Raw genomic sequence first — 16,654 nt, forward strand, 5'->3', positions numbered from 1 at the left:
TGCGCCACTCGCGGGAGAGGGCCGCCGCCATCACGGCTTCCTGTCCGCGGTCAGTCCGCGCAGTCCGGCCAGTTGGCCGAGCGGTGGCGCGAGGACGAGGTGCTCCGCCTCCTCGGCACCGACCGGCTCGGCGAAGAGGTACCCCTGGCCGAACCGGCAGCCCATGGAGATCAGCGACTCCTGCTGCCTCACGTCCTCCACTCCTTCGGCGATCACAGTGAGGCCGAGCGTGTCCGCGAGATGCGTGATCCCCTCGACCAGGGCGTACTGCTCGGGCGAGCGGCCGAGTTCGTCGACGAACGACTTGTCGATCTTGAGTATCGAGATCGGAAACTCCCGCAGATAGCTCAGCGACGAGTAGCCCGTTCCGAAGTCGTCGATCGCGATACGGATACCGAGGTCGGTGAGCGAACTCATCTCGGCCAGAATCCGTTCATCGTTGTACATCAGCACATTTTCGGTCAGCTCCAGTACCAGGGACGACGGTGCGACACCGGAAATCTCCAGAGCGCGCCGGATCACGTCGTAGAACCCCTCGTCCCGGAACTGACGCGGAGACACGTTCACGCTGATGTACGGAGCGTTGTGGTCGGCCGTCCCCTCGCGCAGCACGGAGTCCTGCCACCGGACCGCCTCGGCCGCGGCCTGGTCGAGCACCCACGCTCCGAGCGGAACGATCTGCCCGCTCTCCTCGGCGAGCGTGATGAACTGTTCCGGCAGCACCATGCCGTGCGTGGAGTGGGGCCAGCGAACGAGTGCCTCGAAGCCGGCGATCCGCCCGCTGGCCAACTCCACGATGGGCTGGTAAAGCACCATGAACGAGGTCTCGATCGACGAACTGTCCAACCCCTCCTGCAACCTGGCACGTTCGGCCATGCCGCGCTGCAGATCCGGGTGGTAGCGGCGCCACTGGCGCTTGCCCGCCGTCTTCGCCGCGTACAGCGCGAGATCGGCGTGCGTCAGCAATTCGACCGAGTCGACGCTGTCCTCCGTCGTCGCGACGCCGATGCTGGCGTAGGTGCTCAGCGGCCCCACGCTGAGCCGGAACGGCTCCGCGAACACGGACATCAGGTGTTCGGTGGACCTCTCCACGCCCGTCGGCGTGGCGGAGCCCTCCACCAGCAGGGCGAATTCGTCGCCGCCGATGCGCGCGGCGGTGTCGGAGGCACGGACTGCGGTCTGCAGCCGGAGCGACAGCGCGACGAGAAGTTCGTCGCCCACACCGTGGCCGTGTATGTCGTTGACGACCTTGAAGTCGTCCACGTCGACGAAGAGCACGCCCACCACCGTGCCGTCGCGCTGGGCCTGCACGAGAGCGTGGTTGACCCGATCCTCGAAGAGCACGCGGTTGGCCAGGCCGGTGAGCGAGTCATGGAACGCCTGGTGGGTGAGTTCGCGTTCGAGCTTTCGCTGTTCGGTTACGTCCCGCAGGGTGAGCACCACCCCGCCGACGGTGGCCTCGTCGCGCAGGTCGCTCCACCTCACCTCGACCTCGATGGTCGCCCGGTCGGCGCGGACCATGCGCCAGTGCTCGCTCTTGCTCTGGTACTCGCGGCTCCGTATCCGTCCCAGCGTCTCGGCCACCGTGCGGCTGTCCTGCGGCGGCACCAGGTCGATGATGTGGGCGCCCTCGAGGTTGGCAACGCCGAGCATCTGGTCGGCGGACGGGCTGGCGTAACGGACCCGGTCGTCGTCGAGGATCAGAATGACGTCGGAGGCGTTCTGCACCAGTGTGCGGAAGTACATCTCGCTGTTGCGCCGGTTGACCTCCTGGGCGAGCGCCACCCGCGCCACGGCGAGTGCCGCCTGCGCGGCGAGAGTCGCCAGCGTTTCGCGGAGCACAAGCAGGTTCCGCTCGTCCCCGGCCACGATCAGTGCCCCGATCAGCGGATCGCCCGACGGGTGATCCTGCGAGGTGAGCGGGCAGACCAGCGCATGGCCGGTGCGGTTCGGCTCCTTGTCCTGGCCCGTGAGGTGGGAGGCGAGCTCTGGCCCCACCCCGTCGAGGGTGACCAGGCGGCTCCCGCCCGACGCGATCAGTTCCCGGACGTTCGCGGTCACCGGCGCGGTCAGTGGACCTCGTACGCCGCCGTGCATCCGGTCCAGCCAGAGCGAGTTGTCCGGCACGGTGAGCAGCGCGGAACGCGGCGGGCCGTGCGACATCAGCTCTGTCACCGCAGAGAGGACGGCAGCGGCCACATCCCGTGGATTGCCCGCCCCGCCCAGCGACGACACCGCCTTGCGCAGCACCTTCTCCCGCCCCACTGCCTGCCGGTGGGTCGCCGCCACGCCGGACAAGCGGTACAGCACAAGGACGAAGAGCACCGCGGAGAACACCCCGATGACGCCGACGTTGGCGCTCTCCCCGCGCACCGCCTCCGTCAGGAGGATGGTCGGCGCGATCAGCGACGCCAGGGTGAGTAGGCTCAGCCGGCTCGTGCCGGTCTCGCCGTGCCATGCCACCGGCTGGGTCAGCGACCGCATGGACGGATGGAGCGCGGCGGCCGCCCAGGCGCCGTACAGGACGGCCCAGCCGAGATCGACCGCGGTACCCGTGCGCCAGGTCCCGTGCAGTTGTATGAGGCCGTAAGCCACGTCCGCCGCGAGCAGGGCGAGGGTGCCTGTGGTGAGCAGTACGAGCGCGAGGCTCTTGCCGCCTCGGCCGGTGAGCAGGCGCAGCAGCATCGCCAGGACGAGGATGTCGCCGAGCGGATAGGCCATGGAGAATGCCTTCTGTACCCAGGTGAGACCCGGGACGCGGGAGTAGGGCTCGATGAGATAGAGCCACACCAGCAGTGCCAGGCCGACCGTCAGCGTCAGCGCGTCGACGAGGCTCGCGCGGTCTCGCCACCCCGTGCGCCAATGAACGAAGCCCAGCAGCCCTGCCGCATAGAGCGGATAGGCCGCGAGATAGAAGCCGTCGGCGACGGACGGAAACGGCATCTGCTCGGGGTGCGTCTCGATGAGGACGATCTGAGCGGTTTCACCCGCGGCGAAGGTGAGATTTCCCGCGGCGAGCAGCAGCCAAGGAAGTCGATGCGCCGGCCGGTTGAAATAGACGCCCAGACCGATACCGATGACGCCGATCACTCCGATGCATACGAAGATCAGCGGCTGTTCCGGATATGTGTAGTAGAGCGCGATCAGCACGACGACGCATACGCTGACGGCGACCATCACGGCCTGGCTTCGCGGTCGCTGGTTCACCCCAACCAACCTCCCGGGAGGGCCACTTGTCGGGTGGACTGAGCTGGGTCAACGGAACCGGACGTCAGTTGTCATCCCGAGGAATAGGAATGACGGCTGAACGGGGGGATTCTCCGAATGGTCTCAGCCCTGGTCGCCTGGGAACGCGGCCGGTATACCCACGTCATAGGTACACTCGCACTCGCTCGCCGGGATAGCGAGCTTGCGGACTCCTTGTCGCCAAGACGACTGTCCTTTTTTTCGCGTTCCATCTTCCAGCTTACCCAGCTCGGGCATTCCCGCATGCGCACAGGGGGGACATGCCGCGTCGTTTCACGGGACACCACGCCCCCCGCGCGGCTGCAGACCCGGACCGGCGTCGGCTGCGGAGCTGACGGCCGTCCCCGACGGTGAACAGGACGCGGCCGTGGGGCCCGGCCGGCTCGTCGGGGTGGCCGCAGACCAGCAGGCTGGTCATTCCGAAGTGCAGCACGAGGGTGGGGCCACCGTCGGTGCGGGCGAGCAGCCACTTCCCGTGCCGCTCCGCCTTGGTGAACCGGCGGCCCTCCAGCGCGTCGCGCAGCCGCCGCGCGCTCACCCCGTGTCATATGCCCGCGTCACGCACCTCGACGCGCTGGACGACCCTGCCCTTCGCGCAGGCTTCGAGCACCTTGCGGAAACCCTCGACGTCCGGCAGCTCAGGCATGGGGTGCGCCCTTCTCGAACACGCCGAACACGCGGAACACGCAGGACACGCGACGGCCGGGCCGACCGTCAGACGGTGATGACGACCTTGCCGCGCGCGTGGCCCCGCTCCCAGTACCGGATGGCCTCCGGGGTGTCGGCCAGGGGGTAGGTACGGTCCACGACCGGGGTCAGACGGCCGGCCTCGATGAGGTCCTTCAGCGCCTGGAGGTCCTCCTGGCGCTCCGCCGAGAACAGACCGCGCAGCTTGTGGCCCACGAACGGGGAGAGCAGCAGCGCCCGCAGGACGCGGTCGGTGCCGCCGAGCCAGCGGCCTCCGTTCTCGCCGCCGACGAGAACCAGGGTCCCGCGGGGGGTGAGGGCGCGCCGGAGGTGGGAGAGGGGGCGGTTGCCGGCGGTGTCGACGACGAGGTCGTAGCGGTGGCCACCGGCGGTGAAGTCGTCGCGGGTGTAGTCGATGACCCGGTCGGCGCCGATCGAGCGGACCAGTTCCGTCTTGGTGGTGCTGCATACGCCGGTGACGTCCGCGCCGAACACCTTGGCCAGTTGGACCGCGTACGTGCCCACACCGCCCGCCGCGCCGATGACCAGGACCTTCTGGCCCGGCTGGACGCGCCCCGCGTCCCGGAGGGCCTGGAGGGCGGTGACGGCGGAGATGGGGAGGGCAGCGGCCTGCGCGGCGGTGAGGTTCACGGGCTTCGCGACGAACCGGTCCTCGGGGGCGCACACGTACTCGGCGAAGGCACCTTCGCAGAAGCCGAACACGTCGTCGCCCGGCCGGAACCGGGTCACCGCGGCGCCCACGGCCTCGACGCGGCCGGCCACCTCGCGGCCCCGGACGGGGACCTTGGGGGCGCAGAGGCCGAACCCCATGAGCCGGAGCAGGTACGGCAGGCCCGTCATGAGGTGCCGGACGCCCGCGTCGACGGCGGCCGCGTGCACCCGTATCAGTACGTCCCCCTCACCCGGCACGGTCGGTCGGTCGACGTCCCGGAGCTCCAGTACCTCGGAGGAGCCGTACCTGTCGTGCGCGATGGCTTTCACGGCGTATCTCCTTCGTTGCCCGGGTACTGGAAGACCTCGTCGAGGCGGACCTTGAACACGCGGGCGATCTGGAACGCCATTTCGAGGGAGGGCGAATAGCGGCCCTTCTCGATGGCGATGACGGTCTGACGGGTCACGCCGAGGCGGTCCGCCAGCTCCGCCTGGGTCATCTCTCCGTGGGCGAACCGGAGGGAGCGGATCTGGTTCGTGACGCGGGTCGGCTTCACCACGGCTGGAAACCCCACCTGTAGGCGGCGATTTTCGCGACGGCCCCGAGGGCGGCGGAGAGAACGAACGCCAGGTAGATCGTGTTGGCGATCCAGAAGTGGTCGACCTCGGCCATCGACAGGGCCAGGACGGCCACACCGCCGACGACGAGGAACGACTGTCCGGCGTATTCGCCGAACCTGTTGATCTCCCTGTCGCGCTGGTCCTTCTTGTTGGCCTCCTTGGGCGAGGCGACCGCGGCCAGGATGTTGAGCGCGATCGCCGCGGCGATCGCGGCTCCGACACTCCACAGCAGCGTCGCCGCGTACGTCACCTCGGCCAGGGGGATGCCCTGCGCGCGCCCCAGGATCACAGCGACGTAGGCCAGATACGCCCCGACCGCGACCACCGCCATGATCCATGCGCGCTTCTCTTCGAACGCCACTCGCCCTCCCCCACGTAAAACAAACTTGACATCGAGGAGCGTAAAGAATCACGTACATGATGTCAATGATTCTTTACCTAGACCCGGCCCCGGGGCTCCCCCGACGTGCCGTCGTCATCCCGTGGGGTCGAGGTCCTCGGCGTAGAGGGCGATGACGCGGCGGTACTGCTGGACGGACGGGTCGTGGCTGGTCGTGGCGAGCATGTCCAGCAGAATCCGCATGGCCTCGTGGCGCTCGCCCGTGTACAGCGCCATGGCGAGGAAGGCCCGGAGGCCGCCGCCGTCGGGGTACTCCGCCACGCCTCGGCGGAAGGTGTCGACGGCGCGGGTGTACCGGCCGAGCACCCGGTAGGTGCTGCCGAGCCCGAGGAAGGCGCCACGGCGGTCCTCGGCCGAGAGGCCGGTTCCGGTCAGGCAGCGCTCGTAGAACGGGGCCGCCTCCGCCTCCAGGCCCAGTCGGTCGTGGACGCAGGCCGTGCGGTACGCCACGCCGGCGTCGTCCGGTGAGCGGGCGGCCAGGTCCAGCAGGTGGCGACGAGTTTCCGCAAGACGGCTTTTCTCGAGGCCAGTTTCCTCGAAACGGGTCTCCTCGAGGCGGGGTTCGCGCCGGTCCAGGGTGGCCGCCGGCGGGGGTCAGGTGCTCGGCGAGGTGGCGGGCGGCGTCGTGGCGCAGCGGGACCGTGCGGCCGATGGGGCGGAGGCGGCCGCTCGCGGGCAGGCATCTGACTGGCCTCCCCTCGAGGCTCGGCGGCGCCCTGCCCAACGAGCCAGAGATGCTGCAGTTGACACCGCACGCTCTCGCGGCTGGCCAGCCGCAGCCACGCGCTTGACCTCTACTGCCCGCTTCGTATGGCCAGCACCAGCCAGACGACTGGTCCCGCTGCCAGAACGATCAGCAGTAGACAGCACGGTAGCGGGGAGGGCCCCTTGAGGGGTGGCTGGGCTGCTATCTGCGGCGCCACTCGGCGCACGTCGTCGGCCTGATACCGCCTCTTACCGGCGGACCCGGTAGTGGTCATCCAGCTCTCCGTACGGACCCGCACTCCATGGGCCAGCGCATTTACATACACCGAGCGAGCACCGACGCCCGGCCACAAAGTGCTCACCTGGCGCTCCGTCAGCCAGTCGCCCTCCACCTCGTCAGCCATATCTTGCCCTTCTCCCAGCAGCCAGTGACACGGCATCATGAACTGTCCCATAGCCAGGCGTAGTTCGCCCCCCTCCCATCGCTTCTCGGGGTTCCGACGCTCCGATCCGCTTCCCGGGGTCTGACTGCCGCCCGACCCCGAATCGCCGCGGCCCTTCACGACCGAAGTGCTGAACCAGCTCGTCTCGGTTCTCGTGGAGGAGGGATGGCATGGGACCCTCGCAGTACAGGCAGCTCTCTCTGCGACGTCGACCAGGCCGCAGCGAGCAACCAGTCGTCGATGTGTGGTTTCACGACAGGCATGGCTGCTCTGCTGAGCCAAGGGCTACGGCAGTTCGCGGCGCACCAGTGCACGCGCGAACGGCTCACCGGTCTTGCGCGCGAATGCCATTCGCTCGCGCACCTCGCTGAGTGTGCGCGGACGATAGCCAGGGCCGCCACAGCAACTCTTGTGGAAACGGACACCGGCATTCAAAAGTACCGACAGGGTCCGCCAGGCAGCAGTGTCGCGCCGCCGCGGCGTTGCAAAGGCGGAACCCGCATGGATCAACGGCTTGGCGCAGCGCGGACAGATCCGGTCGTGGTCACCGAGGTAAGGCTGCTTGTAGGAGGCCCGACAGTTCAGGCAGACGTAGGAGGTCTTCGCGTGGGCCATGCGGGTCAGGGTACGGTCCGACCGGGATGAACTCGACCAGATTTCCGTGACACTCAGCAAGATCGAAGAGACAGACCCTCATTGCTGGGCCAGCAGTCCGCCACGCCGCTCGGCCCCCTCATCGCCCAGGCGCACGGTCCCAGGCAGCAAGGACATCAGCAAGGACGGATGGTCGCAGTACTCTGCTGTTGGTCCACGGCCACCAGCCTGGGCGTGGGCACGTCCGTGCCGCGAGCAGGCGCAGAACGGCTGCCTCGCGGGTCAGCAAGCCCTCCGCGTGGCGAACGTAGAAGGGCTTGACGAAAGACCGCAGGACCAGCGACCGTCGACCGCCCGGCCCGCAGATGTCCAGACGGCGCATTTCCGACGTCCAGCCGCCGCGCAACCGCGCGACATCCTCGATGCGTTCTGCCTCGGTGAGCCCCTTCTCCACCCAGGCACGCGTCGCACCCCAGCCCTGATCCTCGTCTCCGTTGCAACCGTCTCGCGGACCGCGGTCTCTTCCGTTGCTGTGCACACGGCTCGCACAGGTGGACCTGTTCCCTGCCACATCCTCATGGTGCCGGGCTGGAGCTGGGCGGACGGGCCAGTCTCGGCGCCGCAGCGACGCCGCGTACAGGCCAGGGGGAGACCCGTGTGACCGCGCTGGACGCCGTGTCGGTGGAGTTCGACAGGGGCCGGTTCACCGCGATCATGGGCCCGTCTGGCTCGGGGAAGTCCACATTGATGCACTGCATGGCGGGTCTGGATTCCATCTCCTCCGGCACGGCCCGGATCGGTGACGTCGAGCTGTCCTGTCTGGGGGACCGGCAGCTCACCCGGCTACGCCGCGACAAGGTCGGCTTCATCTTCCAGGCGTTCATGGGCCAGCGACCTGAACCCGTCCGAGGCCGTCCACCTCACAAGCACCCCGGTCGGCACCTGCGTCACCGAAGTCCCCGGCCGGCCGTCCTCCGCATCACCACGGACGAGGTGGAACCCCGCCTGCGTCAACGCATGCCGAACGTGCGTGAGCAGGTCGGGCGGGACAGAAGACACAAGCCTCACCTGCCCCAAAACGCGCTGACCAAGCCTCCGGGGCGGGCAGCAGCACGCTTCTCGTCCGCGATCCGCTGCTGGTCTCGGCCGACGAACGGCAAGCAGCTCGGATGGGTTGGTGACTGCCGCGTCCATACGCCCGCGGAATCAAAGGAGCGCGCCCACTGGACGTCCCAGTCCCATCCGCCGTACGAAGGGCGCGACGGCGCAGCAGCAGAGCGGGCGCGCCACGGTCCCAGCACGGCAGCAGCACGACGGGACCCAGGAACAACAGGGCGGCCCACGGGCACGGTCGGCGGTCGGCGGTCTGCGGTCTGCGGTCGGCGGTCTGCGGTCGGCGGTCGGCGGTCGGCGGTCGGCGGTCGGCGGTCGGCGGTCGGCGGGGCAGAACGATGCCACGACTGCCGAACAACAACCGAGGCGCTACAGCAGCGCGGCGGGCGCCCGGGGAGCGGGCACCTCGGTTCGGCTTGCGTGTGGCAGCGCCCTCCGTGGCCACCAGCTGTGGGATAGCGTCCCACCATGTACATGCAGATCGATCCCCTTGAGGCGTGGGAGCGGCTGCGGGCCAGTCGTTCCAGCCGGCCGGGTAGAGCACGTAGTGGGGCACGGGCCAAGACGTACGCCACGGCTCTGGAGCAGGCACAGCAGATACTCCGGGCGGCTGAGGGCGTGGGCCCCAGACCCGTCCTGCGGAGTAGCCCTTGTCCGCGACCCCGCGGTCGGGCCGGGTGCGGGGCCGTCCCGGTCCCGGCCGTGCCACCTTGATCCGGGTCAGGACGGGTTCGAACCGGGTGCAGTCGTTGACGTTTCCGCCGTGAGCGTGAACGCGAGGGGTCTGCCGTGGCTGTCGCAGGCGAGGTGCATCTTGCTGGTCGGCCCGCCTCTTGAGCGGCCGAGTGCCTCGCCCTCCCAGGGTCCTCATTCCGGGCCCAGGCCGCATGCTGATGGGCCCGCACCGTGGTCGAGTCGACGCACACGATCGTCCGGTCCACAGCTCCAACGGCATCGGAACGCTGCTGGACATGCGTCAGCAGCCGGCCCCAGGTCCCGTCGGCCGACCAGTGACGGAAGCGAGCGTAGACCGTCTTCCACGGCCCATAACGCTCGGGCAGGTCCCGCCAGGCGGCACCGTGGACAGCTTCCACAGAATCCCGTTGCCCACCTGGCGACGGTCCCGCATGGTCCTGCCCATGCGTCCCGGCACCAGCAGCGGCCCGATGACCGCCCAGGCAGCATCGGTCAGTTCATGCCGACGCACCACGAGCGGAGCAACGAGCAATCGACTTTCCGGACACGCCCTAGGGGTGGCCGCCGTGTCCAGGCGGCCTCCCGTACTGCGCTGTCCTCGTAGCAGCCGTGGTCCAAGTCCGAGCCGCAAGAGGGGACAGGCGCACGCCTACTTGTCATCCAGAAGATTGCGGCAAAGTTCTGTGAAATCGTCCAAGCGGTCAGTGCCGAGGTGACTGGCTTCGGCGGACCTCTGGAGTGCACGCTCGCGCGGCACGCTGCCCTCTTCCAGGAGCCAGCCCACCGCGTACTTCCAGCCCTGAATCTGGCTGTTCACCTCGTCGGCAGCGCTCCCGACTTCTTCCGGGCCCTCCAGCTGCACCAGCGAGTAGGCCTCTTCGACGTCCGCAGCCGCTGCCGTGACCGCCGCGTAGTGGTCTCTCTCGAGCAGGCCGTTCCGCGCAGCTTCGTGAGCGGCTTCGCCCGCCCGCAAGGCACGCGCTGTCTTGGTTATGAACTGCCCATAGGCGTCTCGCCGAACCTGCCGACGCCAGTGCTCATGCTGAGTTCGCCGCTGGTCGCGCCCGGCAATGCGGGCGGCCCCCAGCGTTCCTGTGATCCCAATGAGACCACCCGTAAGGGCCCCGACGAGGCCCGCAATACCTTGATCCATTGCAGCATTGAACCCCAATTCGCCGTTCGACACAGAGAACGCGTGTGACCTCTGAGGCCTGGCTTGGTGACGGCCGGCCGCTCGCCGAAGGGCCTCAACGGGCGCAGCAAGCGTTCCTCACCGTTTCGTCTTCCTCACCGGCGATAGTGAACGCCGCTAGAGAGCGAGGACGCCCTCCTCGGCCCGGCTGGTGGGAGGATGTCCTGCGGAAGGATGGCCCCTGCCAACGGCCGCCGTCCCGGCACGCTGGGCGGGCAGCAGGCCGCCCAGCGCGCGGTCGTCGACCCGGACTGATCCCGGCGGGGACACGACGACGGCCTGCGAGACGAGACGGCGCTCGTGGTGCGGCAGTCCGTCGACCGCGGACTGCTGGTCGACCTGAGCGCGAACCCGGACGGGACACTGCACCACCCCGTCCGGGTCGACCAGGCTTGTGCGCGGGAGGACCCGGCGGACCTGTTCGCCGCCGGTACCCCGCTCGAACCCGAGCAGGCAGCCGCCCGCCTCGGGGTGTGCAGGGCCGAGTTCGACTGGATGGTGCGGCTCGGCTGGGTCCGCTCCCCGCGGTCGATCGAGGTCGGCTTCGGCACCAGCCGGGCCGGAGCAGTCGACGTCGAGCTGTACATCACGGCGTCCGTCGACGCGGTCATCCCCGCACACCTTGTGGTCGACTGGGAGTAACTGCGCGCGGTGGAGAAGGCCGGCGCTTCCCGCTCGCCGCGCTGGCGAAGCAGGCCGCCAGGTCCGACCTGGGCCGCTGCTCTTTCGGTGCACCCTTTCTGCGGCGGCCGCCGTCGGCCGCGGAGAGGCGTGGGGTGGGCCAGCCCGGCTTTCACCGCCAGGTCGTCCAGGCGACGGCATCGGCGAAGGGGCCGGAGAGTTCCTCAAGCGTCGCAACGGCCTGGTCGCGAGCGGCGTTCACGGCCTTGGGGTCGGTGTCGGTGATGATGCCCAGCCGCCGCACGTGCGCGTACTCGTCCACGTCCTTCCACTCGTACCGGCGGAGGTCGGGGTCGATGACCAGTTCCACGGTCAGGTCAAAGGCGTCGAACCACCGCGGTGGGCCGCTCGAAGTTCCAGTCGGCCGCACGGAGAAGGGCCTGAGCAAGGCGCAGCGCGGTGTTCCAGTCCTGCCTGCGCCGCAGGCCAGGGCCTCAGGCGGCGAACGGGTTGGTGTGGCCGGGCAACTGTTGCCCCGGGCGCAGGAACCGCTGGGCGCCCTGTTCGTCGCGCACCGCGAGGAACCCGGCGTCCGTCAGCCGCTGTGCGATCTTCCCGCGGCGTATCGCGCCCACCTTGAACGCCACGGTGCAGAGCAGCGCGACCGCCCCGCCGGAGGCGACCGCTTCGACCGGCGACTTGTCGATGAGTAGAAGGCCCGCCAGGACTACGCAGGCGAGGTAGCACATCACCTTCTGCCTCCGGTCGGCTATGTACAGGGCCATGACGTCGAAGGTGACGAGGTCCTTCAGCACGGCCACGGCAGCGGCCGCTTCGGGCAGCGGCTTCAGCGAGCCCTGCTTCAGCCCCGGCACTGTCCCGCCGTTGCCCGCCCGCGGATGGGCGGCGATGGTGGCCGCCTCGCGGACGCGCGCGTCGGGCCGCGGGTCCCGGTACATCCGGACCTGGACCAGCGAGTTCTTGAACCCGGTCCTGTACGCCATGCCGTACGTGTAGCCGTACTGCTCCGCCACGTGCGCCAGGGCGGCCGCCTTCGGCGTGGAGCCCTGGGGGGCGATCTCGACAACGTCCTGCTGACGGGCGATCTGTTGGAGCATCCCCGCTATATGACGTTCTACGGACATCGTGTTCCCCACCCCCTTGGACCCCGCGCCCGGGGCCGACCGGCGCACAGCCTAGTAGCGCTGGTCCATCTTCTTCATGACCAGGCCCTCGACGTCGGAGACGTCCGTCCAGTCCTCCAGCCACTCCCGGCTCTGGCCGACCCGGTGCTCATCGGGTACAGCGTCCATGGTGCGGTCAGTGGGCGGATGGCGAAGAGGACTTACAGGCGCCTGCGGCGCTGGGCGTAGGGCAGGGCCAGCAGCTCGATGCCGTCGATCTGCAGGGCGTCAAAGGCGATGAAGAACGCCGGGGTCTTCACCCCCAGCTCGGGCGGTGCGGCCTCGGGTGGCGGCCCCGCGTGCTGGGGGGAGCCCGCGCCGCGGTCAGCGCCCTGCCGGTTGGGGGTAGCGCTGGCTCCGCCCAATGGCCGTTGACGTCGCCGGAGTCCGCGCGCTCGGGGTAGCGCGGCCCCGGCGAGAGGGGCAGCAGCGGCAAGCCCAGCTGCGCCAGGACCCGGACCTCAAACGCTCCTGAGCGTCCCCGGGCTGCGGGCGCTCGTCGAGCGGACGATGGTTGCCCGCCTGCCGAGCCCGATGTGCGGTCTTGTGGCTGTAGGCCATCTTCTTCGGCCGGTGGCGCTCGGAGGCGGTCAGCACGACGGCACGGCTAAAGCGACGAGCACGGGAAGGAGTGACCGATCCTGCGGGGGCGGTCAGCGACAGGCGATACGTTACGCCGTGGCTGACGCCTCGTCGGCGCGATCCTGCGCCTCCAGGACGAGGTGCCCATGTTCCGCCGACCACGCGCCCATCGCGCGGATCGGGACCATGAAGCTGTGGCCCAGGTCGGTCAGTTCGTACTCGACGCGCGGGGGCGCCTCCGCGTAGGCGCGCCGTATGACGAGCCCGTCGTATTCAAGGCGGCGCAGCGTCTCGTTGAGCACCTTGGCGCTGATTCCGCCGATGGCCGCGCGCAGTCGCCCGGGCCGCATCGGGCCGTCCGCGAGCGCGAACAGCACCACGCTGTTCCACCGATTGGTCAACAAGTCGAAGCCCACACGCGCCCGACAGTCCGCCAGGTACTCACCGTTGTTCCCCATCCCCCGAGTATGGTCCCCCCGGCGGGAACCGAACGGTTCCTTTCGGCCGGCCTAGATTCACTGGAACGAAGCGGCAGGTCAAGCAAAGGGGATCGATATGCGGATCGGAATTGTGGGTGCGGGCGCCATGGCCGAGGCCCTTGGCGCGGGCTGGGCGAAGGCGGGACACGACATCGTCGTCGGAGCGCGCGACGCGGGCAAGGCGAGGGACCTCGCGGCCCGGCTCGGTGCCCGTGCGGGCACGTTCGCCGAGGCGGCAGCCCACGGGGACGTGGTGCTCGCCGCCCTTCCGCACGCCGTGATGCTCGACGTGGTCGCGTCGCTGGCCGATACGCTCGCGGGGCGGGCCGTGATCGATTGCTCGAACCCGATCGTGCAAGGGCCGGGCGGGCTCATGCTCACCACCGGCGGCGGCCCGTCCGCGGCCCGCCTGATCGCGGACGCGGCGCCGGACGCGCACGTGGTCAAGGCGTTCAACGTGTGTGCGGCAGAGGTGTGGGCCCGGTACGCGGATGGCCTCGCGGTACCGCTGTGCGGGGAGGACGCGGGCGCCCTGGACCTGGTGCGCACGCTGGTGACGGACTTGGGCGCGATCCCGCTCGACGCGGGTGGCCTGGACCGGGCTGGTTACGTGGAAGCCACCGCCGCGTTCGTGATCGGGGTGTGGTTCGCGGGCGGTGACCCGCGCACGGTGCTGCCACTCGTGGAGCACGCGCGGGGCTGATGGGGTGCCAGGTCTCCGATCGTGGGATGCCAGGCGCGAACCAGCAGCTTGAGCCCGGTCGGCAGCTTCCGCCTGCCGAGAGGCCCTCGGCCGCACCTGCGAGCTCGACCTCCCGTGGGCGGGGTCGGGCGCGCTCTGGGCGGGCACGGTGGTCCTCGGCTTCCTCCGGCCCGCGGGCCGGGTCGGCGGTCGTCCGGCCCGCGCGCGGATCTGCGCCCGGGCCGGAGCCACCGTGAGGAGCCACCCCTTGACCGCGGTCTGACAGCCACCGCTGACGGATGTCCGTTCTCGCCTTGACTGCCCCCTGACCGGGCGGGCTTGTCCGTGACCGACGCCGTACCCGTCCGGCCGGAGCTCAGCGAGCGGGGCGCGTGCTGGAGGGCGAGGAGCCGACCCGCCAGGCCGAGGGAAGTCCGACCGACGCCACTACTCCGGCAAACACCACATCACGGCCTGCACTTCCTCGCCCTGACCGACGAGAGAGGCCGGCTGATGTGGATATCCGCCGCCCAGCGCGGCCGCACCCACGACAACACCGCCGCCCGCCACGACCACGTCCTGACCCACCTGCGGGCAGGATAGGTGCGTAGCTCGGTGAGCGTCCGCCAGTTCTTGAGATGAGCGAGGCCGTGCTCGTACCGGTGCCCGCCCGACGGCCAGGACGCGGTTGGCGATTTTTTCGCCGGTGGCGAGCTTGTGAGTGCGGCCGGCATGGAGCCGGTGACGATCACAGGGTCGAGTACGTCCTTGTCCGGACCGCGAAAGCCCAGGTCCGCCACCGCTCCGAAGCCGGCGGCCCGCACCACCCAGCTCATGCGCGCCCTGCTCGTCCTGACGAGCCTCGAAGTCAACCGCTGAGCCAGTGGTTTGTCTCGTCGAACGGTGTGGTCAGGGGGTGGGCGGCTTCACCTTGTGCCGAATCCACACATTGGGCTCGACATAGACCGCTTGGTCATGTGCGGTGTCGCAGTGCACCGGGACGAGAGCGCCTGGTACGTCGATGTCACCGCTGCTGTTGAAGGGCAGGCCAGTCCACTGACGCCACTGGGACAGTGAGCCGCTGACCGTCATCGATGCCGGGGCGATCTTCTCGATGCTGCCACCGGCCTTGACGTGTACTCGGAGCCAGGGGTCGATCGGAAATCCGTCGTCGCCCTGTCGCCGAATGTAGTCGCTCATGGCGACTCGCGGTTCGTGGTGCTTGGCTGTGGGACGGACCGGGGCCAACAGCACGTTGTGGCCCTGCCGGCCGACGGCGTCCTGCAGCGCGGCCAGCATGCGGTAGGACAGACCACGGCCGAGATATTCGGTGTCCACCGTGATCTCCAAGGCACTGGCCGTTGTCGGTGAGTGCCCATGGCGCTGGTCACGGAACGCCCAGACGAGTACCTGATCCCAGCCCTTGTCCGGCATCTCCTCACGGCCGTCAAGCTCTGCGTTGAACGGCACGCTCAACCCGCGGGCGACGACACGGTAACCATCCGTTGCCACCACGCAGTACCGAGGGAAGTCCTCCGCCACCCGGCCCAGCAACGCTTCCCCTACCGGATCGTGCGGTATGAAGGCCGGCCACGTCTCAGCGATCTCATACATACGGGAGAACAACGACGGACGCTCGGCAAGAGTGGTGATCACAATGCTGTCTATCTCTGTCACGACCGGGACACTGCCACGGGAACAGCCCTGCTGGCCAGTGGCTTTACCCCAAGGGCATCGACCACACCTGGGTCGCGTTGAGAACGATCCGAGCCACCCGCCCGGACCAGAGCCCTTCACGCCTACCCGCGCTGGCGCGACAAGAACGCCCGCCACCCCGACGTCCTCGCCGCCCAGCGACGCAAACGCGCCCGAATCCGCAGTGAGAAGGGCATCCGCTGGGGAGGACGATCCCCCGCCGCTGCAGCCTGATCTACCGCGCAGCCCGCAACGCCGCCGCGATCTGGACGACATCCAGGTCGACGACGACCTCCTCGCCGTCCCACACGCCGCGCGAGGAGATTGCCAGGCCGATGAAAGCCAGCTCGGCAGCATCGTCACGCAGTTCGTACTCTTCGCGGCTCTCCTCGCCGATCCCGCCCAGCTCCTCGCGTTCCCAGGCAGCGACTGCCGACTCAGCCACGGACCGAGGCAACCGCACGCTGATCCGACTGATCTGGGGATCAAGATGAGCCCCGATCGATGCCAGCACGGCCCGATCCTGCCGATACCTCACATACTCCTCGCGATCTTCCACGAGCCGAGGGTACCCAGGCCCAGCCGAGCCACCGACACCCAAGCCGGTGAACGTATGCGGTCACAGCGGGTCGCCTCCGCCCCTTGTCCGCCGGCAGTTCCCGATGCCCGGACGTTACACGTCGCGCACCCTGTCACCCCAGGAACCCTGATGTGCGCAGGGCCCGCCGGTGGCGGACGCGCGCTCTCAGGCCGCGGCCGTCGGATTCGGCGGCGCGGGGGTACGCGGCGTTGATGCGCTGGGCCTCTTCGAGCTGGTCCTCCAGGATGACGATGCGGCACGCGGCCTCGATGGGAGTGCCCTGGTCGACGAGTTCCCGAGCGCGGGCGGCGATGCGCGGTCGGTAGCGGGAGTAGCGGCGGTGGCCGCCTTCGGAGCGGAGCGGGGTGATGAGGCGGGCTTCGCCGAGGGCGCGGAGGAAGGCGGGGGTGGTGCGGAGCATGTCGGCGGCCCGGCGCATGGTGCAGGCGGGACAGTCATCGT

At 69.3% G+C, this 16,654-nt stretch carries 17 protein-coding genes and 5 pseudogenes; 5 read left to right on the top strand and 17 right to left on the bottom strand.

All coding sequences use genetic code 11. The annotated features are described in order from the left end of the window. Positions 1-30 precede the first annotated feature (30 nt). From ACZ7LK_RS10910 to ACZ7LK_RS10950, 9 genes and pseudogenes are all read right to left on the bottom strand, one after another. Positions 31-3,207 (bottom strand): putative bifunctional diguanylate cyclase/phosphodiesterase, encoded by a 3,177-nt coding sequence (locus ACZ7LK_RS10910; RefSeq protein ID WP_469462938.1) that lies wholly within the window; start codon positions 3,205-3,207, stop codon positions 31-33. A gap of 358 nt (positions 3,208-3,565) precedes the next feature. Continuing rightward, a pseudogene (locus ACZ7LK_RS10915) lies at positions 3,566-3,784 on the bottom strand (DNA-formamidopyrimidine glycosylase family protein); the annotation flags it as partial. 6 nt (positions 3,785-3,790) lie between these two features. Next, positions 3,791-3,892, bottom strand: coding sequence for a DNA-formamidopyrimidine glycosylase family protein (locus ACZ7LK_RS10920; protein WP_392273192.1), 102 nt, complete (start codon positions 3,890-3,892; stop codon positions 3,791-3,793). Between the two features lie 68 nt (positions 3,893-3,960). Next, positions 3,961-4,935 carry an NAD(P)-dependent alcohol dehydrogenase gene (locus ACZ7LK_RS10925; protein WP_471139710.1) on the bottom strand — a complete coding sequence of 325 codons (975 nt, stop codon included), beginning with the start codon at positions 4,933-4,935 and terminating at the stop codon, positions 3,961-3,963. Further along, positions 4,932-5,165 carry a helix-turn-helix transcriptional regulator gene (locus ACZ7LK_RS10930; RefSeq protein WP_392273190.1) on the bottom strand — a complete coding sequence of 78 codons (234 nt, stop codon included), beginning with the start codon at positions 5,163-5,165 and terminating at the stop codon, positions 4,932-4,934. Before ACZ7LK_RS10930 ends, ACZ7LK_RS10925 begins: the two co-directional genes overlap by 4 nt. Continuing rightward, entirely contained in the window at positions 5,159-5,587 is a 429-nt protein-coding gene (locus ACZ7LK_RS10935) for a hypothetical protein (RefSeq protein ID WP_469462933.1), read from the bottom strand. The genes ACZ7LK_RS10930 and ACZ7LK_RS10935 overlap by 7 nt, the downstream gene beginning before the upstream one ends. 114 nt (positions 5,588-5,701) lie before the next feature. Beyond that, the gene (locus tag ACZ7LK_RS10940) at positions 5,702-6,202 is read right to left on the bottom strand and encodes a tetratricopeptide repeat protein (protein ID WP_471140606.1); all 501 of its coding nucleotides are present in this window, start codon (positions 6,200-6,202) and stop codon (positions 5,702-5,704) included. Between the two features lie 857 nt (positions 6,203-7,059). Then, positions 7,060-7,389, bottom strand: a complete 330-nt coding sequence (locus tag ACZ7LK_RS10945) for a deoxyxylulose-5-phosphate synthase (RefSeq protein WP_471139714.1) — start codon at positions 7,387-7,389, stop codon at positions 7,060-7,062. Between the two features lie 81 nt (positions 7,390-7,470). Beyond that, positions 7,471-7,750: pseudogene (locus tag ACZ7LK_RS10950) on the bottom strand (phosphotransferase); the annotation flags it as partial. 206 nt (positions 7,751-7,956) lie between these two features. On the opposite strand from ACZ7LK_RS10950, the pseudogene ACZ7LK_RS10955 reads away from it, so the two are divergent. Next, positions 7,957-8,367 (top strand): annotated as a pseudogene (locus ACZ7LK_RS10955) (ATP-binding cassette domain-containing protein); the annotation flags it as partial. 751 nt (positions 8,368-9,118) lie between these two features. Here ACZ7LK_RS10955 and ACZ7LK_RS10960 read toward each other — a convergent pair. Next, positions 9,119-9,691 (bottom strand): annotated as a pseudogene (locus ACZ7LK_RS10960) (IS5 family transposase); the annotation flags it as partial. A 135-nt stretch (positions 9,692-9,826) separates the two neighbouring features. Next, positions 9,827-10,330: a hypothetical protein gene (locus ACZ7LK_RS10965; RefSeq protein WP_471139717.1), complete on the bottom strand. Its 504-nt coding sequence runs from the start codon at positions 10,328-10,330 to the stop codon at positions 9,827-9,829. 339 nt (positions 10,331-10,669) lie between these two features. Here ACZ7LK_RS10965 and ACZ7LK_RS10970 point away from each other — a divergent pair, with 339 nt between their 5' ends. Continuing rightward, a complete protein-coding gene (locus ACZ7LK_RS10970; RefSeq protein ID WP_471139720.1) occupies positions 10,670-11,011 on the top strand; it encodes a hypothetical protein in 342 nt (113 codons plus the stop codon). Between the two features lie 151 nt (positions 11,012-11,162). Here ACZ7LK_RS10970 and ACZ7LK_RS10975 read toward each other — a convergent pair whose 3' ends face one another. The 3 genes from ACZ7LK_RS10975 to ACZ7LK_RS10985 all read right to left on the bottom strand — a co-directional run bounded on the left by ACZ7LK_RS10975 (position 11,163) and on the right by ACZ7LK_RS10985 (position 13,214). Beyond that, positions 11,163-11,420 (bottom strand): DUF402 domain-containing protein, encoded by a 258-nt coding sequence (locus tag ACZ7LK_RS10975; RefSeq protein WP_471139723.1) that lies wholly within the window; start codon positions 11,418-11,420, stop codon positions 11,163-11,165. A 64-nt stretch (positions 11,421-11,484) separates the two neighbouring features. Then, positions 11,485-12,108: a hypothetical protein gene (locus ACZ7LK_RS10980; protein WP_469462926.1), complete on the bottom strand. Its 624-nt coding sequence runs from the start codon at positions 12,106-12,108 to the stop codon at positions 11,485-11,487. Positions 12,109-12,845: 737 nt separating this feature from the next. Beyond that, positions 12,846-13,214: a winged helix-turn-helix transcriptional regulator gene (locus tag ACZ7LK_RS10985; protein ID WP_392273184.1), complete on the bottom strand. Its 369-nt coding sequence runs from the start codon at positions 13,212-13,214 to the stop codon at positions 12,846-12,848. A 97-nt stretch (positions 13,215-13,311) separates the two neighbouring features. Here ACZ7LK_RS10985 and ACZ7LK_RS10990 point away from each other — a divergent pair, with 97 nt between their 5' ends. Together ACZ7LK_RS10990 and ACZ7LK_RS10995 are read left to right on the top strand one after the other, a co-directional pair. Beyond that, positions 13,312-13,938 (top strand): NADPH-dependent F420 reductase, encoded by a 627-nt coding sequence (locus ACZ7LK_RS10990; RefSeq protein ID WP_392273183.1) that lies wholly within the window; start codon positions 13,312-13,314, stop codon positions 13,936-13,938. A gap of 492 nt (positions 13,939-14,430) precedes the next feature. Next, a complete protein-coding gene (locus ACZ7LK_RS10995) occupies positions 14,431-14,520 on the top strand; it encodes a hypothetical protein (RefSeq protein ID WP_469462923.1) in 90 nt (29 codons plus the stop codon). Positions 14,521-14,826: 306 nt separating this feature from the next. Here the strand turns inward: ACZ7LK_RS10995 and ACZ7LK_RS11000 are convergent, their stop codons facing one another. Further along, positions 14,827-15,594: an N-acetyltransferase gene (locus ACZ7LK_RS11000; RefSeq protein ID WP_471139728.1), complete on the bottom strand. Its 768-nt coding sequence runs from the start codon at positions 15,592-15,594 to the stop codon at positions 14,827-14,829. A 102-nt stretch (positions 15,595-15,696) separates the two neighbouring features. On the opposite strand from ACZ7LK_RS11000, the pseudogene ACZ7LK_RS11005 reads away from it, so the two are divergent. Further along, positions 15,697-15,846 (top strand): annotated as a pseudogene (locus ACZ7LK_RS11005) (IS630 family transposase); the annotation flags it as partial. A 1-nt stretch (position 15,847) separates the two neighbouring features. On the opposite strand, the gene ACZ7LK_RS11010 reads toward ACZ7LK_RS11005, so the two are convergent. Together ACZ7LK_RS11010 and ACZ7LK_RS11015 are read right to left on the bottom strand one after the other, a co-directional pair. Then, complete coding sequence (locus tag ACZ7LK_RS11010) at positions 15,848-16,171, bottom strand: hypothetical protein (RefSeq protein ID WP_392273180.1); 324 nt, start codon at positions 16,169-16,171, stop codon at positions 15,848-15,850. A gap of 133 nt (positions 16,172-16,304) precedes the next feature. Then, positions 16,305-16,631, bottom strand: coding sequence for a MerR family transcriptional regulator (locus ACZ7LK_RS11015; RefSeq protein WP_471139731.1), 327 nt, complete (start codon positions 16,629-16,631; stop codon positions 16,305-16,307). Positions 16,632-16,654 lie beyond the last annotated feature (23 nt).

Source organism: Streptomyces sp. NPDC039423 (assembly GCF_055598725.1).